The sequence below is a fragment of the Paraburkholderia sp. BCC1885 genome (genome assembly GCF_900996235.1).
GTDB lineage: Bacteria > Pseudomonadota > Gammaproteobacteria > Burkholderiales > Burkholderiaceae > Paraburkholderia.
Genome location: NZ_CAAJGM010000285.1, coordinates 132,280 through 157,338 on the forward strand (window position 1 = coordinate 132,280; position 25,059 = coordinate 157,338).

Genomic DNA, 25,059 nt, shown 5'->3' on the forward strand with positions numbered 1-25,059 from the left:
GATAGGCGAGCAAGAACCGTGCGCACGACGGAATTGCGCCTGGCGCGTAGACAACCCCTCATTGTGCGCCGGGATGCGCGTCGCGGCTATGCGGCGCACTGCGGTGGTGCGCTGTGCGCCCTGTTGCGGGTCGGCGGGGCGACTGTCGTGAAGCGTCGGAACGGCTGCCGTAGCGGAACACGGCCCGTTTCGAGCCGCGCTTCGCGTTGTTCTCAGGTTCGCTCGGAAGGGTCGGTTTTCTTCGCGGTACTACGGATATCCGCCGAGAGCTGCGCGAAGATCCACGCCGAGCAGGCGGTGATGATGCCGACGCACAGGAAGGTCGCGTGGAAGGCGGGCAGCGAATTGGCCGCGGTCACCTGGCGGATCAAGCCGGTGAAGGTCGCGAGCAAGGCCCCGGCGACGGTGACGCCGAGGCTCATCGACAGCATCTGCACCAGCGAAAACAGGCTGTTGCCGCTGCTCGCGCCGCCGGTGCCGAGGTCCTTCAGCGTGAGCGTGTTCATGGCGGTGAACTGCATCGAGTTGACGGCGCCGAAGAACGCCAGTTGCACGAGCCGTAGCCACAATGGCTGGCCCGCGCTGGTCAGCGAAAAGCTCGCCATCGCGAGGCCGACCAGCACCGTATTGGTCACCAGCACCCGGCGATAGCCGTGCCGCGTGATGAGCTTCGTCACGAGGCGCTTGGAACTCATGCCGGCGGCGGCGACCGGCAGCATCATCAGGCCGGCTTCGAAGGCGCTGTAGCCGAGGCTCACCTGCAGCAGTAGTGGGATCAGATACGGCATCGCGCCGCTGCCGATCCGCGCGAACAGGTTGCCCAGCAGGCCGACGCTGAAGGTATTGATCTTGAACAGATCGAGCGGGAACAGCGGATGCGGCTCGCGCACCGCATGCAGCCCATACGCGACAAAACACGCCAGACTCAGGATCAGCAGCACCAGCACGGTGGCTTGCTGGATGCCGAGTTCAGTGCGGCCGTCGAGCGCGAATGAGATCGCCACCATGCCGATCACCAGCAGCACGTAGCCCTTGATGTCGAACCTGGCGGTGTCGGGATTGCGGCTGTCCTGCATGAAGATGAAGGTCGCGATGCAGCCGACCAGACCTACCGGCACGTTGATCAGAAAGATCCAGTGCCACGAGGCGATCTTGACGAGCCAGCCGCCGAGCGTCGGGCCGATCAGCGGCCCGATCAGCCCAGGAATCGCGACGAACGCCAGCGCGGGCAGATAACGTTCGGCGGGGAAGGTCCGCAGCACGGCGAGGCGTCCCACCGGCAGCAGCATCGCGCCGCCCACGCCTTGCATCACGCGATACACCACCAGCTGGTTGAGCGTGTGCGCGTCGGCGCATAGCAGCGAGCCGATGGTGAAGACGAGGATCGCGCTGAAGAACACCTTGCGCGTGCCGAGCTTGTCCGCGAGCCAGCCGGACACCGGGATCATCACCGCCATCGTCAGCGAGTAGGCGATCACCACCGATTGCATGCGCAGCGGCAATTCGCCGAGACTCGTGGCCATGGCGGGCAGCGCCGTGTTGACGATGGTCGAGTCGAGGGTCTGCATGAAAAAGCCCGTAGCGACGATCCACAGCATCACGGTGAGCGAGCGTGCGGTGGGCTGGGCGGTGGGGGAGGCGGGTGTCGAGGCGGCGTTCGGCTGATTGGTCATGAGGGGCGGCTGCTCACGCGCGCCGGACGGGCTGGGGAGTGCTCATTTTAGGGAAATCCGCGGGGCCGTGCAGCGAGGTTTGCGGGCTGAGTCAAGGGCCGAGTCACGGGCTGAGCCGCAGGTCGAGCTATGCACCGGGTTATGGACTGAGCTTCGCCGCCGCCTCGAAGAACGCCTGGGCGCGCGGATCGCCGGCATAGGCGGCGTTGATGCGGATCCATGGGCTCGTCTCGGCGTTCGGCCGGAAATAGCTGCCCGGCGCCACCGTGACGCCGAGCGGCGCGCCGCATTCGACGAGCCGCATCGAATCCTCCACGTGCGGCACGCGCGCCCACACGAACTTGCCGCCGAGCGGCGTTTCGAACACTTCCCAGCCGCAGGCTTCGAGGGCCTGGATGGTCGCGCCGAGGGCGTCGCGCATGCGCCGGCGCAGCCGCTCCAGGTACTTGCGGTAGGTGCCGCGTTCGAGCATGGCGACAGCCACCGCTTCCGCGAAGCGCGAGCCGCCGATGCTCGTGAGCATCTTGATGTCCGCGAGATCCTTGATAGTGGCGCGGTCGGCGACTACGAAACCGATCCGCAGCGACGACGACAGCGTCTTCGACAGGCCGCCCACGTAGATCACGTGTTCGAGCTGGTCGAGGGTCGCGAGGCGGTCGGTGAGGTCGGTCTGGAAGTCGGCGTAGATGTCGTCTTCGATGATCCTGAAGTCGTGTTCGCGCGCCAGTTGCAGCAAACGGAACGCGACGGGCGGCGCGATGATCGTGCCGGTCGGGTTGTGAAACAGCGAGTTGATGAAGAACAGCTTCGGGCGATGCAGGCGCAGCTGTTCCTGCAGCACGTCGAGATCCGGGCCGCTGCGGGTGCGCGGAATGCCCACCAGCTTTACGCCATGCAACTTCAGGAGACCGAACAGGTTGAAGTAGCCGGGGTCTTCGACAAACATCGTGTCGCCGGCTTTGAGGATGTAGCGCATTAGCAGATCGAACGCCTGACTCGCGCCGTTGGTGATGAGGATCTGCGCGGCGCTCGCTTCAATGCCGAGTTGTCCGAGGCGGCCTTGCAGATGCTCGCGCAAGGTCGGATTGCCGAGTTGCGTCGCATAGTCGACGAGGCTCGCGGGGTCGGCGCGCGAGACGTGGCGGATTGCCTGGCCCAGGCCCTCCATGTCGCGCCAGGCCTCGGGGATAAAGCCGCTGCCGAGTTTGAGCGTCTCACCCGGATGATTGAACTGCTGCAGGATATGCACCGCTTCTTCTTCGGCGCGGCGAGGGTCCGAAGAGCCTTGAGAACTGCTCAGGCTGCGATGCCGCTCGGTCACGAAGAAGCCCGAGCCGTGCCGCGAATCGAGGTAACCGAGCGAGACCAGCCGGTCGTATGCCTCGATCACCGGGAAGCGGCTGACGCCGAAATCGGCCGCGAATTGCCGGATCGACGGCAGCTTGGCGCCGGGATGGGCGGCCCGCGAGCGGATCCACGCGGTCACGCCTGTGACGATCTGCTCGGTCAACGGGACGCCGCTTTCGCGGTCGAGTTCGATTTCGAGTTTCATGAAGTCGTGCCTCGGGAAGGCCGGCGCATCGCGCCGATAACTTTGGGGTTAAGACAAGTGTCCGGTTTTTCAACTGCACAGTTTTACCGAAACTGTTCGTAACTGTGCATGGGAGTTCCATGATCGCACAGCAATAATCAGTCAACCAGAAAAGCCATCAAAGGAGCAATGCGATGCGTGAAATCCGTACTTTTGAACTCGATCATGGCGAGCCGGCGGCTGCCTGGCGTGTCACGCAGGCGCTCACTTTGCAGGTGATGGCGGGCGAGGTCTGGCTGACAGTGCAGGGCGATCTGCGCGATTACTGGCTGTCGGCGGGCGAGACCTTCGAACTGCGGCGCGGCGAGCGCGCGTGGGTCAGCGCGGGGGCGGGCGGTGCGCGGCTCGCGCTGGCGTTCGCGAGCGGCACGGACGGCGTGCAGGCGCGTCCCGCTGCGCAACGGACGGGGTTGTCCACGGTCCGTAGCTTCGTGCCGCGCTGGCTGCAAACTATCTGACGGGTGACGCCGGCGCGGCGTCGTACTCTCCAATGTATCGGGCGCGCGGCCGGATCAGGCGGCCGTCCGCGCTCTGCTCCATTGCGTGGGCGATCCAGCCCACCACGCGACCAACCGCAAACAGCGTGAACGCCGCGCCGCCAGGCAAGCCCAGCACGCGTTCGATGGCGGCCAGGGCGTAATCGAGCGTCGGCTCCGTGCCTGCCGTCTCGCGCACCGCGCGGGCCAGCGCGTGGACTTCCGCAATCGCCGAACGGGCCGGCGCGCATTCGGTCAGCATATCCAGCAAGACACGCGCACGCGGATCGCCGTCGGGATACAGCGGATGTCCGAAGCCGGACAGCAGCGCGCCATAAGTGGTGTGCTCGCCGTGATTGAGCCGTGTGGCGAGAAAACGGTCGAGATCGGGTGCGCGGGCCGCTTCGTCGAGCACTGCGGCGGCGCGGATCGATTCGCCGCCATGCCGCGGTCCGGACAAGGCCGCGAGACCGCCGGCCACCGCGCCGAACAGATGCGTGCCGGTCGACGTGATGCAGCGGACCGTGAAGGTCGAGGCATTCAGTTCATGATCCGCACAGGCGACCAGCGCGGCGCGCAGCACGCCGATCTGCTGGCGGTTGCGGATGCCCCACGCGGCGGCGAGTTGCCGGTGCAGCGGCTCGTTCGACGGCGCTGCCGAGATCATTGCCGCCGCCAGCAGACGCATCACGGCACACGCCGTATCGAGTTGCGCGTCACGGCCTTGCGCCCAGACGCGCGGCATCTGCGCGGCGGCGGCGGGCAGCAGCACCAGCGCCCGTTCGAGCGGCGCGCTGTCACTCCACAACTTGAGCCACGCGGACCATTGCGCCGCACTGAGCGGCGCAGGCGGCGCCTCGCTCAGACGCCGCGGGCTGCATTCCCACAACAGCGCCGCCACTTCTTCCAGCGATGCCGTGCGCGCCAGTTCCGTTGCATCGCGGCCGCGATAAAGCAGACGGCCGTCGGCGATCAGCGTAATCGACGACTCGAGCACCGGCACGCCCCAGTCGAGCACCTTCTGCGCCACCTTGCCGGCGCGCTTGCCGTCAGCTTTGCGACGCGCGAGCCGCCGTACTTCGGCCGCGTCGTACAGGCGATGCTTGCCGTGGGCATCTGGCGTCGAGTGCAGCATGCCGCGGCTCACGTAGGCGTACAGCGTCGGCACGCTGACGCCGAGCAGGGCGGCGGCTTCGGTGGCGGTGAGATCGGTCGGCATGGGTCTAAGCGGGAGATCAGCAGGGTATGAGCCGGGGGATGAGCGGGGTATAAGCGAGCGGAAAAACCGGAGAAATCAATATATATTGATTATCTTAATCAAGATTGATCGGAGCGGGGCGAAATTCTAGACTGGGCCAACCTTTCCTCCTTCAGACCACTTGCCATGACACCTCGCCTCGCACTCGATCATCTCTGGACCGCGGCCGGTTGCGACGCCGCCGCGCTCGACGCCGTCACGCTGACCGGCGAGGACCCCGGCCTGCCGTCGATCTACCGGGTCGGCACGCTCGCCAGCGCCACGATTGCGGCGACGGGGCTGGCTGCCGCGGAATGCTTCCGCCTGCGCACCGGTTGCCGGCAACGCGTCGAAGTGGAGATGCGTCGCGCCTTGGCGGTGTTTCGCAGCGAGCGCTATCTGCGTGTGAACGACGGCCCGCCGCCGGCCCTGCGTGATCCTGTGATGGGCTTCTATCAGACCCGCGACGGCCACTGGATTCAGCTGCACACCAATTTCCCGCATCATCTGGCGGGTATTCTGAAAGTGCTGGACTGCGCCAATGACCGCGCGGCCGTGGCCACGGCAATTCGCGGCTGGGACGGCGCGACGCTTGACCAGACCCTCGCCGATGCGGGCCTGTGCGCGGCGCTGATCCGCTCGCCGCGCGAATGGGCCGCGCACGAACAGGCGCACGCAATTGCCAATCTGCCGCTGTTCGAGATCATGCGGATCGGCGATGCGCCGCCCGAACCGGCCGGGCGCGGCGGCGCCGACCGGCCGCTGGCCGGCGTGCGCGTGCTCGATCTGTCGCGCATCATTGCGGGGCCGGTGGCCGGGCGTGCGCTTGCGCAGCATGGCGCGCAGGTGTTGATGATCAACGGCCCGCATCTGCCGAACATCGCGCCGCTGGTGATGGACAACGGCCGCGGCAAACGCTCGGCGACGCTCGATCTGCGTGACGCCGGTGAACGTGAGCAATTACGCGCGCTGGCCGGCGATGCAGATGTGTTCCTGCAGGCTTATCGGCCAGGGGCGCTCGCCGCGCGCGGGTTCGCGCCGCAAGCGCTGGCGCAGGCGCGGCCGGGAATCGTCTACGTGTCCATTTCCGCTTATGGGCATACCGGACCATGGGCGCAGCGCCGTGGCTTCGACAGCCTCGTGCAGTCCGCGAGCGGCATCGCGTGGACCGAGAGCCGCGCGGCGCACACCGACGAGCCGAAGCATCTGCCGTGTCAGGCGCTCGATCACGCCACCGGTTATCTTGCGGCGTTCGGTGCGATGGTGGCGCTGGCGCGGCGCGCCACGGAGGGCGGCAGCTGGCACGTGCGGGTGTCGCTGGCGCAGACCGGGCGCTGGCTGCAGTCGATGGGGCAGATGGAAGACGGCTGGCGCGCGCCTGAGGTCACGTTCGAGGAGGTGCAGGACTGCATGGAGACCGTCGCGTCGCCGTTTGGCCGGATTCGCGGCACCTTGCCCGCGGAACGGTTGACGGAGACGCCGGCGTTTTACGACCGGCCATCGGCGCCGATCGGCACCGATGCCGCCGTGTGGGTGGATTGAGGAAGATGCTTCGGGGCTCGCGCGGGCTTCTTGCGCGAGCCACGTGCACGACGCCCATGCCCATCACGCTACTTACGCAGCTCCGCGACGAAATCGTAGTAGTCGTTGCGGCAGTACGTGTCGGTCAATTCGATCGCGCGCTGCTCGGCCGTGTAGCCGACGCGCGTGATCAGCAGCAGCGCCTCGTTCGGCGCAATGCTCATCTGCTGGGCAATCTCCTCGTTCGCATTGACGGCGCGGAAGTGCTGCAGTGCGCGCGTGATGCCGAGTCCGCGCTGTTCGAGAAAGCTGTACAGGGAATCGCCGATGGCCTGCGGATCGGGAATCAGCGCCGCCGGGAAGGTCGAGTTCTCGACCGCCATCACGATGCCGTCAGCCAGACGCAGGCGTCGCAGCCGCGTCACCGCCGCCGCCGGCGACAGGCCAAGCTGAATTACTTCGTCGCGATTGGCGGGCACGATCTCACGCGAGATCCATTCGGAGCTGGGACTGAAGCCGCGCCGCCGCAGCATCTCGCTGAAACTCGACAGACGCGAGAGCGGGTCTTCATAGCGCGGCGTGATGAAGCTGCCCGCGCCCTGGGTGCGGCGAATCAAACCCTGTTCGACGAGCAACGCAATCGCCTTGCGCGCGGTGATCCGCGAGACGCCCAGCGCGTCCGACAGCACGCGTTCGGACGGCAGCGCTTCGCCTGCGTTCCAGCGGTTTTCGTGAATCGCGTTGCCGAGCTTGCGCGCGAGTTGCAGGTAAAGCGGCGTATCGTTTTCCGGGTCCGGACGCAGGTCGCGCCAGCGGTCTTCCGAGGCAGAGTTCATTGGGCAGACGCAAGAAGGGCAAGCGGCAATTCTATGACATTGGCGCGCTGCGTTATAGCGGGCTTTTGCCGGGGGGGACGATTTGACAATTGATGAGCGGATAAACTGGCCGGACAATCGATCATCCCTTTAGCCCGAGGAGGCATTATGACGTCCACCATCGCCACCGTGAGCCTGCCGGATGGCGAGCTTATTCCGAAGCTCGGCCAGGGCACCTGGGAGATGGGCGAGCAGCCGGCGCGCCGCGCGGCCGAGATCGCCGCGTTACGCGCGGGCGTCGAGCTTGGCATGACCCTCATCGATACCGCCGAGATGTACGGCGACGGCGCGACCGAAAGCCTGCTCGGCGAGGCGCTCGCGGGCTTGCGCGAGCGGGTGTTCCTCGTCAGCAAGGTCTATCCGCACAATGCCGGCCGGCGCGCCATGGAGGCGGCCTGCGAGCAAAGCCTGAAACGCCTGAAGACCGACCATCTGGATCTGTATCTGCTGCACTGGCCCGGCTCCGTGCCATTGGCGGAGACGGTGGAAGGCTTCGAGGCCCTGCGCCGTGCTGGCAAAATTCGCCATTGGGGTGTCAGCAATTTCGACATGGACGATATGGAGGAACTGATCGCCACGCCGGGCGGTGACGCCTGCGCGACCAATCAGATTCTGTATAACGTCGCGCGGCGCGGTCCTGAATTCGATCTGTTGCCATGGCTCGCCGACCACAAGATGCCGGCCATGTCCTACAGTCCGGTGGATCACGCGCGCCTGCCGAAGCGCTCGCGGCTCGACGAGATCGCCGACGCACGCGGCGTCTCGGTGTTTCAGGTGGCGCTCGCGTGGGTGCTGCTGCAACCCCAAGTGTTCGCGATTCCGAAGGCCGGGAGCGTCGAGCACGTGCGCGACAATCACCGCGCGCTCGAACTACGACTGACCGTCGACGAACGTGCGGCCATCGATGCGTTCTTCAGGCCGCCGCGCAGCAAGCGGCCGCTCGAAATGCTCTAGGCGTAGGGCAGCCAGGTGCAGGCGTGACGCTGTCTGGTTCTGACGGCCTTTGAATACATCGACGAAGACTCCCGGCCGGGGCGGTGACGTTCGACCGGGGGATCGAGACGCCACCGCCAGCACTTGCCGGGAGGAGCCGCCGTGAAGGAGCCCGGCGAGCGGAGAGGGAACGGCTCGGGGGCGCCGTTCCCGTGGGTCTAATGCCCGTTTCCGCCGCCGCCGTTGCCACCGCCATTGCCGCTTCCACCCTTGCCTCCGTGACCGCCGCCGAAGCCTCCGCCAAAGCCTCCGTGACCGCCACCGAAGCCACCACCAAAACCGCCAGCAGGGCCGCTGCCGAACCCGCCGCCGGGACCGCTGCCGCAACCGCAGCCGCTGCCCATTCCGCCGCCGAAGCCGCCACCAAAGCCGCCACCGGGGCCACCGCCGTGGCCGCCACCGCCAGGGCCTCCTCCGCTAGGACCGCCACCGCTGGGACCGCCGCCGCTAGGACCGCCACCGCTAGGACCGCCACCGCTAGGGCCGCCACCGCTAGGACCGCCACTGCTGGGACCGCCACCGCTGGGCCCACCGCCGCCAGGGCCACTGCCGCCAGGGCCACTGCCTTTACTACCGCCGCTCGGGCCGCCGCCAGCACTTGCGCCAGCGCCGCTCGACCCTAAACCGGGGTTCGAGCCCGAGCTGCCCACGCCGGGGTTGGCGCCGCCACTCGCCGCGCCGAGCGCGGGGCCGCCGTGCGAGCGCGTCGTGCAACTGCCGCTGCCGTTGTTATGGCATTCCTCGACCGAGAAAATCGCGGCGACGTCGTCGGCCATGGTGGCGGCATAGGCCGCATCGCCTGTCGCGGACGGATCGTTTTGCGCGAGTTGTGTCGTCGCCGAGGCGCCGGCGGTGGGTACTTGTTGTGCGCCCGCGGCACTCGCCAGGTTCGCGCCGTTTTCCAGCGAACCGGCATACCCCGCCTGCGAGGCCAGCAATCCCGCGCCGGCGGTCAATATCGCGACTCCTCTCGCTATCCCGTAGCAGTACTGATCAAATCTTGTGGTTCTCATCACACTTCTCCCGAGGAGTCGCCAGCTCCTCGCAAGCTGTCGTCTCTCAAGCTGTTGCGTGTGCGAATGGCCCGTCGTGTTGCGGACCTCATCGCTCCCCGAGTTCGCTTTGCGCGTCGCGTGCCGCTGCATAACACACGCGATGCGCGCGGAACGCCGTCAGCGTCCTGCCGATCGTCATTGGCCCCGGCTCGTGTGAGCGATTCCCCCTCCCTCGCGTGGTTGGGGCAAACAGCGGTTGCCCGCTCGTTTGCCGCGCGCGATGTCGACGGTGCGCGATTTGCCGCAGCGCCGATCCATCCGCATGGAGCGCGGCGCAACGGTTCGCGTGCGCCGCTGGATCGTTCAGCGCGGGCCGGATACCGCCCCTTCCATAGCGATATCCATGCCACAGCCTGTGGAGGCCCGTCCGGTGTGGCCTCGGGGCAGGTGTGGTGGCGCGCAGCGGGGTAAATCGATGGAAAACGTTTCGGGCGTGAAACGCGTCCGGACGGATTGTTAAATCCGCGTGATGCCTTGCAGGGCGCGCAGGTCCTGAATCGGGATGTGGCAGCGGATCCGGTGGCCGTCGCCGGCATCGACGAAAGGCGGCGCCTGTTCCTCGCAGATGGCACCGAGCTTGCGCGGGCAGCGCGTGTGGAACACGCAGCCCGAGGGCGGCTCGGCCGGGCTCGGCATCTCGCCGGACAGACGGATGCGCGCGCCGTGCTGCGTGGCGTCGAGCGCGGGGGCCGACGACAGCAACGCTTCGGTGTACGGATGATGCGGTCCTTCGAAGACCGCGGCGGCTGGTCCGATCTCGAGCAGGCGCCCGAGATAAAGCACGGCAATCCGGTCGGACAGATAGCGCACCACATGCAGATCGTGCGAGATGAACACGTAGCTCGTGCCGCGCTCGCGCTGCAGGTCGGCAAGCAGGTTGAGGATCGACGCCTGCACGGAAACGTCGAGTGCGGAAGTGGGCTCGTCGCAGACCACCACGCGCGGTTCGCCCGCAAACGCGCGCGCAATCGCGACGCGCTGCTTGAGACCGCCCGACAGTTGCCGCGTGCGCGCACTCAGATAGCGGTTCGGCAGCCGCACGGCCGCCGCGAGCGCGGCGAGCCGTTCGTCCTGCGCGGCGCCCCGCAGCGCGGCAAGCCGCGACAGCGCGCGGCCGATCAGGCGCTTCACCGAATGCGAGCGGTTGAGCGCCGAGTCGGGGTTCTGAAACACGATCTGCAGCGACTTGACCTGCGCGTCGTTGCGGCGGGTGACGCGCGCCGGCAAGGGCGTGCCGTCGAGTTCGAGGATGCTGCCGGCGTCCGGCGCGAGCAGCCCGAGCATCAGCTTGGCGAGAGTCGTCTTGCCGCTGCCCGATTCGCCGACGAGGCCGAGCGTCTCGCCGGTGGCGAGATCGAGCGAGACGTCGTCGACGGCTTTGACCGCGACGCCCGCGACGTGGAAAGTCTTCGAGACGTGCTCGGCGCGCAGCACGAGCGCGCCGGGTTTGGCCGCTTGCGTTTGGGCCTGCGTGGTTTCGTTAGCAGCGCCAACCGTTGCGCGTGCATCGGCATTCGCGCGCGGCAACTCCATTGCGCGTTCGTGATAGTGACAGCGCGACATCTGATCGCCGTGCGCCGCCCCCACCCGATGCGGGGGCGGCGCCTCGCGGCGGCAGCGGTCGTCGGCGAGACGGCAGCGTTCGGCGTAGATGCAGCCTTGCGTCACCGAGCCGGGCGCGGGCAGTTGGCCCGCGATCGTGTCGAGCCGCTCCAGCGTCTTGCTGCGGCCCGAGGTCGGCAGGCAGCGCAGCAGCCCTACCGTGTACGGATGACGCGGCCGCGCAAACACATCCTGCGTCGCGCCTTCTTCGACGAGCTTGCCCGCGTACAACACGCCGACGCGCTCGCACATGCGCCCGATCACCGCGAGGTTGTGGCTGATGAACAGCACGGCCGTGCCGAGTTCGCGGCGCAGCTGCGCGACGAGATCGAGCACCTCGGCTTCGACCGTGGCGTCGAGGCCGGTTGTCGGTTCGTCGAGAATCAGCAGGGCGGGGTTGGACGCCAGCGCCATGGCAATCACCACGCGCTGCTGCATGCCACCCGACAATTGATGAGGATAGCTATCCATTACCCGTTCAGGCGCCGCGATGCGCACGCGCCCGAGCATCTCCAGCGCGCGCGCGAGCGCTTCGCTGCGGCTCGCGCCAGCGGCTTCGAAGGCCTCGGCGACCTGGCGCGCAATCGTCATCGACGGATTCAGCGCGCGGCCCGGGTCCTGATAGACCATCGAGATGGCGGTCGCGCGCAAGCTGCGCAGCGCGCCGGCATCGAGCGCCTGCACGTCCTGGCCGGCGATCAGGATCTTGCCCGCTTTCACCTTGCCGTTGCGCGGCAGGTAGCGCAGCGCCGCCATCGCCATGGTCGATTTGCCGCAACCGGATTCGCCCACCAGTCCGTATGCCTCGCCACGCCGCACTCGCAGGGAGATGTCGTGCAGCACCTCGCGCTCGCGTCCGCGCGTCCGGTACGTGACGGTCAGGCCGATCACGGTCAGCGCGTCGGTGCGGTCGCTCTTCGAGACGTCGAAGGCGGGGAAGGAGGCGGGCGGCGGGCCGTTCATCGGTCGAGCAGGCTTTGTACGCTGTCGGCGATCAGGTTCACGCCGACCACCAGCGAGGCGATCGCCACGGCGTCGAACACCACGGTCCACCACGCACCGCCCGCCATCAGCGTGTACGACTCGGACAATGCGAGGCCCCAGTCCGCGGACGGCGGCTGGATGCCGAAGCCGAGGAACGAGAGCGTCGCCACCGCGAAGATCGCGTAGCCGAGCCGCACGGTGGCTTCGACGATGATCGGCGCCAGTACGTTCGGCAGGATCTCCACGAACATGATGTAAGGCGCGCGCTCGCCGCGCAGTTGGGCCGCCGCGACGTAGTCGAGATGGCGTTCGGCGAACACGGCGGCGCGCACGGTGCGCGCGGTGATCGGCATGAAGGTAATGCCGATCACGAGGATCACAGTGAAGTTCGACGCGCCCACTGCGGCCAGCGCGAGTAGCGCGACGATCACGAGCGGCAGCGCCAGCACGGCGTCGATGGCGCGTCCCACCACGTTATCGACCCAGCCTTCGAAGTAGCCGACCACGAGGCCGAGCGCCGTGCCCGCCACCGTGCCGAGCAGGGTGGCGAGCGGCGCAATAGTGAGGATGTCGCGCGCCCCGACGATCACGCGCGAGAACACGTCGCGGCCGAGTTGGTCGGTGCCGAACCAGTGGGCGTGATCGGGCGGCATCAGCGAATTGAGCGGATCGGAGGCGTAGGCGTCTTGCGGCGCGATCCACGTCCCGCCGATCGCGCAGACGACCCACCACAGGACGATGATCACGCCCGCCACGAAGGTCGGCGAGCGCAGCAGCACGCGCAATGCATCGAAGCGCGGCTCGCGGGTCTGCGGCGTCGGTGGGACGATTGTGCTCATTCGCCGTTCCTCACGCGCAGGCGCGGATTGAGCAACACCTGCAAGGCGTCGGCCACGAGATTGGCCGCCGTGTAGACGACGCCGATAGTCAGCACGCCGGCTTCGAGCATCGGAAAGTCCTTCGACCTGGCGGCGTTGTAGATCAGCGAGCCGATGCCCTGATAATGAAACAGCGTCTCCACGACGACGAGGCCGCCGATCATATAGCCGAGTTGCGTCGCAGCGACCGTGATGGTGGGCAGCAGCGCATTGCGCAACACGTGTCGCCAGATCACGATGTGCTGCGGCAGGCCCTTGAGAATGGCGGTGCGGGTGTAGTCGGCGTCGAGCGCTTCGACGGTGCCGGCGCGCGCCATGCGCGCGATGTAGCCGAAGAACACCAGCACGAGCGGCAGTACCGGCAGGACCAGATGCTTCAGTTGTTCCAGCACGCCGGCGTCGGGCGAATAGGTGGCCTCGATGGGCAGCCAGCGCAACCACACGCCGAAGATCAGGATCAACGCGATCGATGACACGAACTCCGGCACCACGGTCGCCGATAACCCGGCGATGCTGATGGTGCGGTCGATCCAGCGTCCCGCGTGCATCGCGGCCCACACGCCGCCGGCAATCCCCAACGGCACGACCACGATGAACGCCAGCAAGCCGAGCTTCGCGGAATGCGCGAGCGCGCTGCCGATGAACGGCCCCACCGGCTCGCGATACGCATACGACAATCCCATATCGCCGCGCAGGAAATGCGTGATCCAATCGACGTATTGCGTGAACAGCGGCCGGTCCGCGCCGAGCTGATGATTGAGCGCGGCGACCGCGCGGGCGTCGGCGAGCGGCCCGAGAATCGCGCGGCCGACATCGCCCGGCAGCAACTGCCCGCCCGCAAACACGATCACCGACAACAGCCAGAGCGTGATCAACGACAGCGCAACGCGGGTGGCGAGAAAACGCGCCACCCGCCCCGCGTTGCCGGAAGCAACACGAGGGGGCGAGGGAGTGAGGGCGCTCGACATGGGGCTTGTGGTTCGTGGCTGCGGGCGCGGGGATCAGGCGGCGGCCATCACGCGCTGAGCGTCACGCGGTTGAAGTACAGCTGCGCCAGCGCCGTAAAGCGCATGCCGTTGACACCCGCCCGCATCGCAATCAACTGATCGTAGAAGAACGGAATGATGACCGGCGTCTCGTCGAGCAGGAGCGTCTGGATCTGGCCGGAGAGCTTGCGCTGCGAGGCGATGTCGATAGCCGCGACGAATTGCGCAACCAGCTGGTCATACTGAGGATTCCTGAAGTGTGCGGCATTCCACGTACCGTTGCTTGTCAGCGGTGCATTCAGGAACACGTTCGGCACGCCTCGGTGACCGTAATCGGTAATGCCGAGCGGCGAGTCGAGCCAATCCGATTTGCCGGGCGTGCCCGCGCCGTAATAGAGCGACTGGCTTTCCACTTTCAGATTGATGCGCACGCCGATCGCCTTGGCCGCGTTCTGCACGACCACGGCGAGATCGGGAATCTCCATGTACTTTTCAGTGGTGAGCGTGACGTCGAAGCCATTGGCCACACCCGCTTGCGCGAGCAGTTGCTTCGCCTTGGCAAGGTCGACCTTGCGCTGGGGGACGCCTGCGTTCGACGACGGAAACACCGGTGCGAACGGGCTGTCGTTGCCGAGCTGCGCCTTGCCGCGAAACAGGCCGCGCACGATCACGTCGCGGTCGAGCGTGAGCGCCAACGCCTGACGAACCCGTTTGTCCTTGAAGCGCGGATCGTCGTTGCGCATGTGAATCTGCCGATGCGCGCTCGACTTTACGCCGATCGTCCTGAACTCCGGGTTGTTCATGATGCCCACGCCGCCCTGCACGGTGAACGTGCCCATCACGTCTGCCTGACGGCCCTGCAGTGCGAGAATCTGCGCCTGTTCGTCGGCGTAGAACGAAAACTGCACGCGCTGCGGCAGCGCCTTGTCGCCCCAATAGTCGGGATTGCGTACAAACGAGGCGCCCACTTTCGGCGTGTACTTTTCGAGCTTGAACGGACCGGTGCCGATGAAGCTCTTTTCGTAATTGCCCGCGTAGTTGGCCGGCAGCAGGATGGCGTTGTAATTGTCCGAGGAAACGTAATACGGGAAGTTGCCGTTCGGTGCGTCGAGATGGAAGGCGACCGTGTGCTCGTCGATCGCCTGGGTGCCGCCCTTCGACAACACGCCCTTTAACACCGAGAGCGCCGCCGAGCCGCTTGCCGGATCGGCGAGACGGTCGAAGGTGGCGACGACGTCTTTGGCGCTGAACGGCTGGCCGTCGCTGAACTTCACATTGGGACGCAGCTTGAAGGTCCAGACGTCGCCCTTGTCGTTTGGCTTCCATGAGAGTGCGAGCGCGGGCTTCAGGACCAGTTGGTCGCCGTCGTCGTCGATCAGGAATTCGCCGGTCTGCACCAGCAGCGCGAGACCGCCGGCGTCGGTGACGGTGAGCGGGTCGATGGCGCCGGCCGGCGTCAGATGGGCCACGCGGATGGTCGCATTGGCCGCGCCCGCCGTGCCTTGCGCGCGCGCTTGCGGCGTGGCGAAAAGGCCGCCGCCCGCGAGCGATAGGCCGATGACGCTGGCATAACGCAGCAGTTCGCGGCGCGACAGACGGCCGGCAAGGAATTCGTCGATGGCGTGATTGCCGTATTGATCGGCGCTGCGGCGTGCAGTTTCGAGCGCGAGGAGTCGATCCGCGGGTGTCTTCATCGATGGGGTGTCCAGTCCGTTCTGATAGATGCCGGGCGGCTCGCGCACGGCAGGGCGACGGTATTGCGATGGCGAAAAGCGGTTTCAGTGTAAGCGATTGCCTATCGATTCGGAACGTTGCGGCCGCTGCGAGCCTGGGTGACGCGCTCAAAACGATCAACCTGTGTCGCTCTGACAACGCCGGCTGGACGCCTGCTGGCGGCCAGCCCGGCCACGTATCGGACTTGCCGATGCATCGGCAGAAGAACCGCTGTCACGGCGGCATCTTTACCGACCGCCGCCGTGGACGGCTCAGTGCTCGTGGGGATGCTTGTGAATCGGATCGACCCAGAACACGGTTTCGGGCGCCTCGACGGCGTCGATGTTCAGATTCACCACCACCGCTTCGTTGTCGCTGCGCACCAGCACGCATTCGAGCGGGTCGTCGGTGCTGGCGTTGATCTCCTGATGCGGCACGTAGGGCGGCACGAAGATGAAGTCGCCGGGACCGGCTTCTGCGGTGAACTCGAGGTGCTCGCCCCAGCGCATGCGCGCCTGGCCGCGCACCACGTAGATCACGCTTTCGAGCGCGCCATGATGATGCGCGCCGGTCTTCGCATTCGGATGAATCGTCACCGTGCCGGCCCAGATTTTCTGCGCACCGACGCGCGCGGCGTTGATCGCGGCGGCGCGGTTCATGCCGGGGGTTTGCGCGGTATTCGAATCGAGCTGGTCGCCGCGGATTACCTTGACGCCGTGTTCGCGCCAGTCGACCGGTGCGGCGGCATCCGGCTCATGTGCGTGCTCGTGGTCGTGATCATGGTCGTGCGGATGGTCGTGGCTCATGGCGTGTCCGGTCCTATGCAAAGCGGTTCGGGCGAGGCAGGTGTGCCAGGCGGGTGTGCCGTTATTCTTGCATGTTCGCGTCGGGCGCGCGCGACGCGCGGAATGTCATCACGCGAAGCGCGAGCGAAACGAACGCACGTTGCGCATGGCGGGAGCAAAAAAAAGCCCGTTCACGACGAACGGGCTTTCCTGACGCCAACCTGCAGCGCTTACTTCTGCTTCGCGTTGATCACCGCTTCAGCGACGTTGTTCGGCGTTTCCGCGTAGTGCTTGAACTCCATCGTGTAAGTGGCGCGGCCTTGCGTGGCCGAACGCAGCGACGTGGAATAGCCGAACATCTCCGCGAGCGGCACCTCGGCGCGCACCAGCTTGCCGCCACCACCGGCGATGTCTTCCATGCCCTGCACCAGCCCGCGGCGTGACGACAGGTCGCCCATGACGTTGCCCATGAAGTCCTCGGGCGTTTCCACCTCGACGGCCATCATCGGTTCGAGCAGCACCGGCTTGGCCTTGCGCATGGCTTCCTTGAAAGCCATGGAACCAGCCATGCGGAACGCGTTTTCGTTCGAGTCCACGTCGTGATACGAACCGAAAGTCAGCGTGACCTTCACGTCGACCACCGGATAGCCCGCCAGCACGCCGGCCTTCAGGGTTTCCTGAATGCCCTTGTCCACCGCCGGGATGTACTCGCGCGGAATCACGCCGCCCTTGATGGCGTCGACGAATTCGTAGCCCTTGCCTTGCGGCGCCGGTTCGAGCGTCACCACCGCGTGACCATACTGGCCGCGGCCGCCCGATTGCTTGACGAACTTGCCTTCGACGTCTTCCACCTTGTTGCGCACCGTTTCGCGGTACGCGACCTGCGGCTTGCCGACCGTGGCTTCCACGCCGAACTCGCGCTTCATCCGGTCGACCAGAATTTCCAGGTGGAGCTCGCCCATCCCGGAGATGATGGTCTGGCCGGACTCTTCGTCCGTCTGCACGCGGAACGACGGGTCTTCCTGAGCAAGACGATTGAGCGCGATGCCCATCTTTTCCTGGTCGACCTTGGTCTTCGGCTCGACGGCCTGCGAGATCACCGGCTCCGGGAAGATCATCCGTTCGAGGATGATCACGTGGTTCGGATCGCACAGCGTGTCGCCCGTGGTGGCTTCCTTCAGGCCGACCGCCGCGGCGATGTCGCCCGCGTAGACTTCCTTGATTTCCTTGCGCTCGTTGGCGTGCATCTGCAGGATCCGGCCGAGGCGCTCCTTCTTCTCCTTCACCGCGTTGTAGACGGTGTCGCCCGAATTCACCACGCCCGAATACACCCGGAAGAAGATCAACTGGCCGACGAACGGGTCGGTCATGATCTTGAAGGCGAGTGCCGAGAACGGATCGGTGTCGCTCGGATGGCGCTCGATTTCCTTGTCGTGCTCGTCGTGACCCGTGATCGCGGGCACGTCGATCGGCGAGGGCAGATAGTCGATCACCGCGTCGAGCATGGCCTGCACGCCCTTGTTCTTGAAGGCGCTGCCGCACAGCATCGGCACGATTTCGTTGGCGATGCAGCGCACGCGAATGCCGTGCTTGATCTCGTCTTCGCTCAGCGTGTCGCCGCCCAGATACTTGTCGAGCAGTTCCTCGCTCGCTTCAGCGGCGGCCTCGACCATCTTGTCGTGCCATTCCTTGGCGGTGTCGGCGAGTTCGGGCGGAATCTCGCGGTACTCGAACTTGATGCCCTGGTTCTCTTCGTCCCAGTAGATCGCCTTCATCTTGACGAGGTCGACCACGCCCTGGAAATGCTCTTCCGCGCCGATCGGAATCTGGATGGGCACGGCCACGCCCTTCAGGCGATCGCCGATCTGCCGTTGCACGCGGAAGAAGTCTGCGCCAACCCGGTCCATCTTGTTGACGAATGCAATGCGCGGCACCTTGTACTTGTTCGCCTGGCGCCACACGGTTTCGGACTGCGGCTGCACGCCGCCGACCGAGTCGTACACCATGCAGGCGCCGTCGAGCACGCGCATCGAGCGTTCGACTTCAATCGTGAAGTCGACGTGGCCCGGGGTGTCGATGATGTTGATCCGGTGTTCAGGATAGTTGCCGGCCATGCCTTTCCAGAACGCGGTCGTGGCGGCCGAGGTGATCGTGATGCCGCGCTCCTGTTCCTGCTCCATCCAGTCCATCGTCGCCGCACCGTCGTGAACTTCACCGATTTTGTGAGTCACGCCGGTGTAGAACAGGATGCGTTCGGTGGTGGTAGTTTTGCCGGCATCGATGTGAGCGCTAATGCCGATATTCCGGTAGCGCTCGATGGGAGTCTTGCGGGGCACGTGAACCTCCTTGGATTGGCGCGCCGGTGGTAGGCGTCGGGCGGCGCACGACGCCGCCCGGACGAACTCGGTGCTGCGGTAAGACCACTAGGATAGCGCGTCGCAGGGGCTTTTGCAGGAATCTTGCCAGCCGGGCGTCAGGACCGGCCCGTGGGCGTCACGGCGGCGTGTGCGGGCGCAAAAAAGCCGGCGCCCCGGAAAGGGCGCCGGCTTCGCGGGATTGGCAGCGGTGGCAGTCGGCCGGCGGCCGGGGTGCTTACTGAGCGGCCGGCAAGCCCTGCATTGTCATCCCTGGCTTGATGCCCTTCGCTGCGAACCAGTTCTTGCTCATCTCCAGCGCATACACGCCGTTGTTGCGCGGACAGTGATTGTTGGTGGTTTCGGCATCCATTTCGTCGATGTCGGTGATGGTGCCGTCGGCGCGGATGAAGGCGATCGACAGCGGGATCAGCGTGTTCTTCATCCAGAAGCAATGCACCGCGTTCTCCTGGAACACGAACAGCATGCCTTCGTTGGGCGCGAGCTGCGTGCGGTACATCAAACCCTGCTCGCGGTCGGGATCGTTGGCGGCAACGGCGGCGTCGATGACGAACATGCCCACCGTCAGTTTGGTGCGCGGGAAGTCGCCGGGCTGCTTGGCGCCAGGCGGCATCTGTTGCGCGTAGGCGTTATGAAGCGGGGCCAGCGTGAACGAGGCGGCGGCCAGCGGCAATGCAACGGCAAACGCAAAACGCGCCAACAACGAGCGCAGGGAAATTCGCACGGCAAGACTCCTGGCAGGAAATGAATCCGCGCATGTTACGCGAGCGCCTCCGGGCACGTCAAAAACAAAAAGGCAGATCGCCTTGCGGGATCTGCCTTTCAACGCCGTAAGAACGGCAAGTGCTGCTAGTTCTTGACTGCGTTTTTACAACAAACTTATTCCGAAGCGCCCGAAGCTGCAGCAGCCGATGCTGCCTTCTTCTTCGATGCCTTCTTGGCGTGCGTTGCCTTCTTCGTGGTCTTCTTTGCCGACGAAGCTGCTGCCGGTGCCGAAGCTGCGTCCGTTGCCGATGCTTGTGCGAATGCTGCCGTTGCGAAGAGGCCAGCGACCAGAGCGGCGATCAGTTTGTTCATTTTGTGAATCCTCAGCTTTAGTTAATTAACCAAATGACCCGGTTATATATGAGTCATGTCGGTAAACGTGCCATCCACCTTTCGGTTGACAGCCGCATCAACAAATTTTCGTGACGCGTCTGCGAGCGCTCGGACTCTCCGCACTGACCGCAAGAACGGCTTGTACAAAGGCCCTTAAGGCTGAATGCCGGATAGCTTCGGGCGGCATCTGCGACGAATAACGCGTGAGCCGACGCTGCGGTTGACGTAAATTTCGCGCAAATTTTCGGGAATGTTTATTCCGCCGCGATGAAAAGGCCAGAGGCATCTTTCCAAGCGCCGCAATAAAATCGTTATGAAAAGAAAAGGCTTGCGGATACAACGATTTAGCGTGAATTTTCTGAAGCGGCGCCGTTCAGCGCAAACCGTCCCAAGGTGCGCGTGGCGGCAGATCGAGCCAGGCGCCCGGCTCTAGGCCGAGCGAAAAAATATCGAGCGCGCCGATGCCGACGCGCACGAGCCGCAGGGTAGGGAAGCCGACCGCCGCCGTCATGCGCCGGACCTGGCGGTTCTTGCCTTCGGTAATGGAAAGTTCGATCCACGTCGTGGGGATGGCCGCGCGAAACCGAACCGGCGGATTGCGCGGCCATAGCGTTTCAGGCGGGTCGATCGGCCGGGCCTGACACGGACGTGTCACATAGTCGCCAAGATCGACGCCGCTTGCGAGCCGGCTGAGCGCCGCTTCATCCGGCACGCCTTCGACCTGCGCCCAGTAGCGCTTGACGAGCTTGTGGCGTGGCTCGGCGATGCGCGCCTGCAAGGCGCCGTCGTCGGTGAGCAGCAACAGGCCTTCGCTATCGGAATCGAGACGGCCGGCGGGATAGACGCCCGGCACCTTGACCCAATCGGCGAGCGAAGCGCGCGTCTCGTGCGGCGAGAACTGGCAGATGGTGCCGAAGGGCTTGTTGAGAGCAAGAAGGCGCATGCGGAATCTGGCGGACAGCGGCCGTGGTGGTGGCGTGTTTAGCGAATCAGGAGACGGGTCGGGTGGCCAACGAGGTAGCCAATCGGGCGGCGAATGGCGGGATCATAATGCATAAGCTGCGACGATATGTCCTGCATCTTATATAAGACATAAGACATGGCTGCGTGGCAGCGGGCGCTTCGCAGAGTCCACCGTGGGCTAGAATAACCGCTCAGTCGCTTGCAGGCGTTCGGCATTGCGCGCAACGAGGAGCGCGCGGCGCCGCAGTCCCCATCTGCTTCAACCAGAATAGCCATCACTGGAGTCCGATCATGCCGTATCAGCACATCAAGGTTCCGACGGGCGGAGACAAAATCACTGTCAACCAGGATTTCTCGCTCAAGGTTCCCGACCAACCGATCATTCCGTACATCGAAGGCGACGGTACGGGTACCGACATCACGCCGGTCATGATCAAGGTGGTCGACGCGGCGGTCGAGAAAGCCTACGGCGGCAAGAAGCAGATCCACTGGATGGAAGTCTATGCCGGCGAGAAAGCCACCAAACTCTATGGTGCGGACGTGTGGCTGCCGGAAGAAACGCTGGCTGCGGTGAAGGAATACGTGGTCTCCATCAAGGGACCGCTGACGACGCCGGTGGGTGGAGGCATCCGTTCGCTGAACGTGACGTTGCGCCAGGAACTCGACCTCTACGTGTGCCTGCGGCCGGTGCGTTATTTCAAGGGCGTGCCCTCGCCGCTGCGCGAACCGGAAAAGACCGACATGGTGATCTTCCGCGAGAACTCCGAAGACATCTACGCGGGCATCGAATGGGCCGCCGGTTCGGAGGGCGCGAAGAAGGTCATCCAGTTCCTGCGCGACGAAATGGGCGTGAAGAAAATCCGCTTTCCGGACACTTCGGCGCTCGGCGTCAAGCCGGTGTCGCGTGAAGGCACGGAGCGCCTGGTGCGCAAGGCGCTGCAGTACGCGATCGACAACGAGCGCCGCTCGCTCACGCTGGTGCACAAGGGCAACATCATGAAGTTCACCGAAGGCGCGTTCCGCGATTGGGGCTACGCGCTCGCGCAGAAGGAGTTCGGCGCGGAACTGGTGGACGGCGGTCCGTGGATGAAGTTCAAGAACCCGAAGACGGGTAACGATATCGTCGTCAAGGACGTGATCGCCGATGCTTTCCTGCAGCAGATCCTGCTGCGTCCAGCCGAATACGATGTGATCGCCACGCTGAACCTGAACGGCGACTACATCTCGGACGCGCTGGCCGCGCAGGTGGGCGGGATCGGCATTGCGCCGGGCGCCAACATGTCGGATTCGGTAGCGATGTTCGAAGCCACCCACGGCACCGCGCCGAAGTATGCGGGCAAGGACTACGTGAATCCGGGCTCGGAAATTCTCTCGGCGGAAATGATGCTGCGCCATCTCGGCTGGTTCGAGGCGGCGGACATCATCATCGATGCGATGGAAGCGTCGATTCTGCAAAAGCGCGTGACGTACGACTTCGCGCGTCTGATGGAAGGCGCGACGCAGGTGTCGTGTTCGGGGTTTGGGCAGGTGTTGATTGAGAATATGTGAGTGTGACGGCGGCCTCACCCCGCCTTCGCAACCCGTGCGCCTTAATCCGCAATGATCTGTCTCCGGCGATTCCTCATCGTGCTTTCGCTCGCATTGCTAACCATGCAAGGCCAAGGCGCGTTTGCACATGAGCGGATTATGTCCATGCCTGCAGCTGTGCCTGTAGAAGGCGGCGCGCTGCAAATGGTGGACGTCGCGCCGCATATGAATGCGGTCTCGCGAGTCGCATCCAGTTCGCCGGCGGACCACTGTGAAACGACGACTGCCGCACAGCCGCCGTGCGGTCACGAGCACAACCACTGTGCCTGCTGTGCAACGGCTTGCAGTATTCATTGCGCTGTCCTGTTAACGGCCTGGCAATTCGAACCGCGTGCATTGGATACCGCGTCTCCCCGCTCCCTCACCGAACTTCCCCGCGATGGGCTGACTCACGCGCCTCCCGTGCCGCCGCCCATCGACTGATCGTTTTCCTGGCGTCGTGTGCTTCCTTATACGAACGCGCGACGCTTGCCTGTCAGCGCGGCCTGCGGCGTGATCTTCGTCACGCGGGCCTGCAACGATGACGCGCGGCGGGCTGCAGGCTTTCCGCGCAATCCAATAGAGGAAACGATCGATGATCCGCAGAGAATTTCTCCTCCGCGCGCTGAGTGCCGCCGCGGTGTCGTTGTCTGGACGTCACGCGCTTGCGCAGCAAAACGCGCACGCGATGCACGACATGTCCGGGATGAGCGGCATGCAAGGGATGTCCGATATGCCGGGCATGGCGAAAAACGCCACGCCGCAAGCCAGCACGCTGGCCGCACCCGATGCGTTGCCATCAGGCGCGCCGCTCGCCGCATTGCGCACGCTGGTGAACGAAAGCCATGCGCCTGGCGTATTTCGCGCCACCCTGGTCGCGCAACCGGAGCAACACACGCTCATACCCGGCCACCCGACCACTTTCTGGCAATACGGACAAGGCGGCGACCCTCCTGATTCCACCGCGCAGCTGCAAGGTCCGGTCGTCGGACCGCTGATCGACGTGCGCGAGGGCGATACGGTCGAAATCCGCTTCGTCAATCGCCTGCCGCAGGCGTCGACGATCCACTGGCACGGCTTGCCGGTGCCGCCGGATCAGGACGGCAATCCGTCCGATCCCGTCGCGCCCGGCGCCTCGCGTGTCTACCGCTTCACGCTGCCGCCGGGCAGTGCCGGCACTTACTGGTATCACCCGCATCCGCACATGATGTCGGCCGAGCAGGTGTTTCGCGGACTCGCGGGGCCGATAGTGGTGCGCGCCGCCGCCGATCCGCTCGCCGGCTGGCCCGAGCGCCATCTGTTCTTCTCCGATCTGAAGCTCGCCAGCGACGGCACGATCGCGCCCAACGACATGATGGACTGGATGAACGGACGCGAAGGGCAGTTCGTGCTGGTGAACGGCGCGCGTCGTCCGAGCGTCGTCATGGCGACGGACGAGCGCTGGCGCGTGTGGAATGGCTGCAATGCCCGCTATTTGAGATTGTCGCTGGATGACGGTCGTGCTTTCACGCAGGTCGGCACGGACGGCGGTCTGCTCGGAACGCCGCGCGAGAACGTGACAGAGCTTTTGCTGGCGCCGGGAGAGCGCGCGGAGCTGATTGTGTCCGCGGGACGGCGGGCGGTTCTGACTTCCGCGGTCTACGATCGTCGCAAGATGGCGATGGCGGGCGGCAGTCTGCCAGCGGGCGCGGCTATCCCGCTTGCCGATGTCCAGTCCGGGCCGCGCGCTGCCGATACCACGCACGCTGCGACGAAACTCCCCGCGACCTTGCGCGAGATCTCGCCGCTCGGCGCCCCCGCCGCGCAAAAATCCGTGGTGTTTTCCGAGCAGATGGACATGGCCGCGATGCATCGCCCCGGCGCATCGCACAACGGCATGCCGGCTGGCATGAGTTTCCTGATCAACGGCGCGAGTTTCGATCCGCAACGCGTCACACTGACAAGCCGCCGTGGCGAGGTCGAACGCTGGTCGATTGCCAACCGCACGGATATGGACCACCCATTCCATCTGCACGGCACGCAATTTCAGGTGATCGAGCGCGAACAGGATGGCGTCGTGACGCCCGAGCCTTATATGGCGTGGCGCGACACCGTCAACGTGCAGCCTGGCGAGACGGTGCGCATTGCCACGGTTCAACAGCAGGCGGGCAGGCGCATGTTCCATTGCCACATCCTCGAACACGAGGATCTCGGCATGATGGGCACGCTCGACGTGGTGTAAATGATCTGAAACGCGTCCCCAGAATGAAGAAACCCGGCACGGAGCCGGGTTTCCAGGGTACGGGTATCGAACAGACTCAGGCGGCCGCCTGGATGTTCGATGCCTGCTTGCCTTTGGGGCCTTGCACGACCTCAAAGCTAACCTTCTGGCCTTCCTTCAGGGTTTTGAACCCATTCATCTGGATGGCCGAAAAGTGTGCAAACAGATCCTCACCGCCTTCGTCGGGCGTAATGAATCCGAAACCTTTCGCGTCATTGAACCATTTGACCGTACCAGTTGCCATACCTACTTCCCCTGTAACTCATGACACCACCACGAGCCCTCGAAAAGCTCAACGGCCGCGGGCATGCAGCCGCTCCCTCCTCACAAGCTCACCATCGGCATTTTTTCGAATTTGTGGCTGACTGAAAAAAGTGCCAGCTTGATTGTTGAGGCTCTTTATTCGAGTGTCAAGAAAATTTTGAGAC

Annotated in this window: 20 protein-coding genes; 5 read left to right on the top strand and 15 right to left on the bottom strand. The window is 65.1% G+C overall.

Annotated elements, in window-relative coordinates:
- Positions 1-212 precede the first annotated feature (212 nt).
- Positions 213-1,673, bottom strand: coding sequence for a multidrug transporter subunit MdtD (gene mdtD, locus FQ755_RS36610; RefSeq protein WP_144163028.1), 1,461 nt, complete (start codon positions 1,671-1,673; stop codon positions 213-215).
- 139 nt (positions 1,674-1,812) lie between these two features.
- A complete protein-coding gene (locus FQ755_RS36615) occupies positions 1,813-3,225 on the bottom strand; it encodes a PLP-dependent aminotransferase family protein (RefSeq protein WP_144163030.1) in 1,413 nt (470 codons plus the stop codon).
- A gap of 173 nt (positions 3,226-3,398) precedes the next feature.
- Here FQ755_RS36615 and FQ755_RS36620 point away from each other — a divergent pair, with 173 nt between their 5' ends.
- Positions 3,399-3,722 carry a DUF2917 domain-containing protein gene (locus FQ755_RS36620; RefSeq protein WP_144163032.1) on the top strand — a complete coding sequence of 108 codons (324 nt, stop codon included), beginning with the start codon at positions 3,399-3,401 and terminating at the stop codon, positions 3,720-3,722.
- Here FQ755_RS36620 and FQ755_RS36625 read toward each other — a convergent pair.
- A complete protein-coding gene (locus FQ755_RS36625) occupies positions 3,715-4,959 on the bottom strand; it encodes a citrate/2-methylcitrate synthase (protein ID WP_144163034.1) in 1,245 nt (414 codons plus the stop codon). The genes FQ755_RS36620 and FQ755_RS36625 overlap by 8 nt on opposite strands.
- A 165-nt stretch (positions 4,960-5,124) precedes the next feature.
- On the opposite strand from FQ755_RS36625, the gene FQ755_RS36630 reads away from it, so the two are divergent.
- A complete protein-coding gene (locus FQ755_RS36630; RefSeq protein WP_144163036.1) occupies positions 5,125-6,519 on the top strand; it encodes a CoA transferase in 1,395 nt (464 codons plus the stop codon).
- Between the two features lie 68 nt (positions 6,520-6,587).
- On the opposite strand, the gene FQ755_RS36635 is transcribed toward FQ755_RS36630, so the two are convergent.
- Positions 6,588-7,334 (bottom strand): GntR family transcriptional regulator, encoded by a 747-nt coding sequence (locus tag FQ755_RS36635; protein ID WP_144163038.1) that lies wholly within the window; start codon positions 7,332-7,334, stop codon positions 6,588-6,590.
- A 147-nt stretch (positions 7,335-7,481) separates the two neighbouring features.
- Between FQ755_RS36635 and FQ755_RS36640 the strand changes: the two genes are divergently transcribed.
- Positions 7,482-8,327: an aldo/keto reductase gene (locus FQ755_RS36640; protein WP_144163040.1), complete on the top strand. Its 846-nt coding sequence runs from the start codon at positions 7,482-7,484 to the stop codon at positions 8,325-8,327.
- Positions 8,328-8,524: 197 nt separating this feature from the next.
- Here FQ755_RS36640 and FQ755_RS37750 read toward each other — a convergent pair whose 3' ends face one another.
- The 10 genes from FQ755_RS37750 to FQ755_RS36690 all read right to left on the bottom strand — a co-directional run bounded on the left by FQ755_RS37750 (position 8,525) and on the right by FQ755_RS36690 (position 20,785).
- Positions 8,525-9,379 (bottom strand): hypothetical protein, encoded by an 855-nt coding sequence (locus FQ755_RS37750; RefSeq protein ID WP_186308761.1) that lies wholly within the window; start codon positions 9,377-9,379, stop codon positions 8,525-8,527.
- A 498-nt stretch (positions 9,380-9,877) separates the two neighbouring features.
- The gene (locus tag FQ755_RS36650) at positions 9,878-11,986 is read right to left on the bottom strand and encodes an ABC transporter ATP-binding protein (RefSeq protein ID WP_144163042.1); all 2,109 of its coding nucleotides are present in this window, start codon (positions 11,984-11,986) and stop codon (positions 9,878-9,880) included.
- Positions 11,983-12,846 (bottom strand): ABC transporter permease, encoded by an 864-nt coding sequence (locus tag FQ755_RS36655; protein ID WP_144163044.1) that lies wholly within the window; start codon positions 12,844-12,846, stop codon positions 11,983-11,985. The genes FQ755_RS36650 and FQ755_RS36655 overlap by 4 nt, the downstream gene beginning before the upstream one ends.
- Positions 12,843-13,853: an ABC transporter permease gene (locus FQ755_RS36660; protein WP_144163046.1), complete on the bottom strand. Its 1,011-nt coding sequence runs from the start codon at positions 13,851-13,853 to the stop codon at positions 12,843-12,845. Before FQ755_RS36660 ends, FQ755_RS36655 begins: the two co-directional genes overlap by 4 nt.
- A gap of 47 nt (positions 13,854-13,900) precedes the next feature.
- Positions 13,901-15,565 (bottom strand): ABC transporter substrate-binding protein, encoded by a 1,665-nt coding sequence (locus FQ755_RS36665; protein ID WP_144163048.1) that lies wholly within the window; start codon positions 15,563-15,565, stop codon positions 13,901-13,903.
- A 291-nt stretch (positions 15,566-15,856) separates the two neighbouring features.
- Positions 15,857-16,390: a cupin domain-containing protein gene (locus FQ755_RS36670; protein WP_144163050.1), complete on the bottom strand. Its 534-nt coding sequence runs from the start codon at positions 16,388-16,390 to the stop codon at positions 15,857-15,859.
- A 209-nt stretch (positions 16,391-16,599) separates the two neighbouring features.
- Entirely contained in the window at positions 16,600-18,705 is a 2,106-nt protein-coding gene (gene fusA / locus FQ755_RS36675) for an elongation factor G (protein WP_144163052.1), read from the bottom strand.
- 256 nt (positions 18,706-18,961) lie between these two features.
- On the bottom strand, positions 18,962-19,468 hold the full coding sequence (locus tag FQ755_RS36680; RefSeq protein ID WP_144163054.1) for a DUF192 domain-containing protein: 507 nt from the start codon (positions 19,466-19,468) through the stop codon (positions 18,962-18,964).
- A 155-nt stretch (positions 19,469-19,623) separates the two neighbouring features.
- Entirely contained in the window at positions 19,624-19,821 is a 198-nt protein-coding gene (locus tag FQ755_RS38520) for a hypothetical protein (RefSeq protein WP_144163056.1), read from the bottom strand.
- Between the two features lie 394 nt (positions 19,822-20,215).
- Complete coding sequence (locus FQ755_RS36690; protein ID WP_144163058.1) at positions 20,216-20,785, bottom strand: pseudouridine synthase; 570 nt, start codon at positions 20,783-20,785, stop codon at positions 20,216-20,218.
- Positions 20,786-21,096: 311 nt separating this feature from the next.
- On the opposite strand from FQ755_RS36690, the gene icd reads away from it, so the two are divergent.
- Positions 21,097-22,353, top strand: a complete 1,257-nt coding sequence (gene icd, locus FQ755_RS36695) for an NADP-dependent isocitrate dehydrogenase (RefSeq protein ID WP_144163060.1) — start codon at positions 21,097-21,099, stop codon at positions 22,351-22,353.
- Positions 22,354-22,966: 613 nt separating this feature from the next.
- Complete coding sequence (locus FQ755_RS36700; protein ID WP_144163062.1) at positions 22,967-24,592, top strand: multicopper oxidase family protein; 1,626 nt, start codon at positions 22,967-22,969, stop codon at positions 24,590-24,592.
- Positions 24,593-24,668: 76 nt separating this feature from the next.
- Here FQ755_RS36700 and cspD read toward each other — a convergent pair whose 3' ends face one another.
- Positions 24,669-24,875 carry a cold shock domain-containing protein CspD gene (gene cspD / locus FQ755_RS36705; protein WP_017776809.1) on the bottom strand — a complete coding sequence of 69 codons (207 nt, stop codon included), beginning with the start codon at positions 24,873-24,875 and terminating at the stop codon, positions 24,669-24,671.
- Positions 24,876-25,059: the final 184 nt, after the last annotated feature.

Excerpts from the sequence above, each read along its gene's own strand:
- mdtD (WP_144163028.1), bottom strand. The coding sequence starts at position 1,673 with ATGACCAATCAGCCGAACGCCGCCTCGACACCCGCCTCCCCCACCGCC.
- FQ755_RS36615 (WP_144163030.1), bottom strand. The coding sequence starts at position 3,225 with ATGAAACTCGAAATCGAACTCGACCGCGAAAGCGGCGTCCCGTTGACC.
- FQ755_RS36620 (WP_144163032.1), top strand. The coding sequence starts at position 3,399 with ATGCGTGAAATCCGTACTTTTGAACTCGATCATGGCGAGCCGGCGGCT.
- FQ755_RS36625 (WP_144163034.1), bottom strand. The coding sequence starts at position 4,959 with ATGCCGACCGATCTCACCGCCACCGAAGCCGCCGCCCTGCTCGGCGTC.
- FQ755_RS36630 (WP_144163036.1), top strand. The coding sequence starts at position 5,125 with ATGACACCTCGCCTCGCACTCGATCATCTCTGGACCGCGGCCGGTTGC.
- FQ755_RS36635 (WP_144163038.1), bottom strand. The coding sequence starts at position 7,334 with ATGAACTCTGCCTCGGAAGACCGCTGGCGCGACCTGCGTCCGGACCCG.
- FQ755_RS36640 (WP_144163040.1), top strand. The coding sequence starts at position 7,482 with ATGACGTCCACCATCGCCACCGTGAGCCTGCCGGATGGCGAGCTTATT.
- FQ755_RS37750 (WP_186308761.1), bottom strand. The coding sequence starts at position 9,379 with ATGAGAACCACAAGATTTGATCAGTACTGCTACGGGATAGCGAGAGGA.
- FQ755_RS36650 (WP_144163042.1), bottom strand. The coding sequence starts at position 11,986 with ATGAACGGCCCGCCGCCCGCCTCCTTCCCCGCCTTCGACGTCTCGAAG.
- FQ755_RS36655 (WP_144163044.1), bottom strand. The coding sequence starts at position 12,846 with ATGAGCACAATCGTCCCACCGACGCCGCAGACCCGCGAGCCGCGCTTC.
- FQ755_RS36660 (WP_144163046.1), bottom strand. The coding sequence starts at position 13,853 with ATGTCGAGCGCCCTCACTCCCTCGCCCCCTCGTGTTGCTTCCGGCAAC.
- FQ755_RS36665 (WP_144163048.1), bottom strand. The coding sequence starts at position 15,565 with ATGAAGACACCCGCGGATCGACTCCTCGCGCTCGAAACTGCACGCCGC.
- FQ755_RS36670 (WP_144163050.1), bottom strand. The coding sequence starts at position 16,390 with ATGAGCCACGACCATCCGCACGACCATGATCACGACCACGAGCACGCA.
- FQ755_RS38520 (WP_144163056.1), bottom strand. The coding sequence starts at position 19,821 with ATGAACAAACTGATCGCCGCTCTGGTCGCTGGCCTCTTCGCAACGGCA.
- FQ755_RS36690 (WP_144163058.1), bottom strand. The coding sequence starts at position 20,785 with ATGCGCCTTCTTGCTCTCAACAAGCCCTTCGGCACCATCTGCCAGTTC.
- icd (WP_144163060.1), top strand. The coding sequence starts at position 21,097 with ATGCCGTATCAGCACATCAAGGTTCCGACGGGCGGAGACAAAATCACT.
- FQ755_RS36700 (WP_144163062.1), top strand. The coding sequence starts at position 22,967 with ATGATCCGCAGAGAATTTCTCCTCCGCGCGCTGAGTGCCGCCGCGGTG.
- cspD (WP_017776809.1), bottom strand. The coding sequence starts at position 24,875 with ATGGCAACTGGTACGGTCAAATGGTTCAATGACGCGAAAGGTTTCGGA.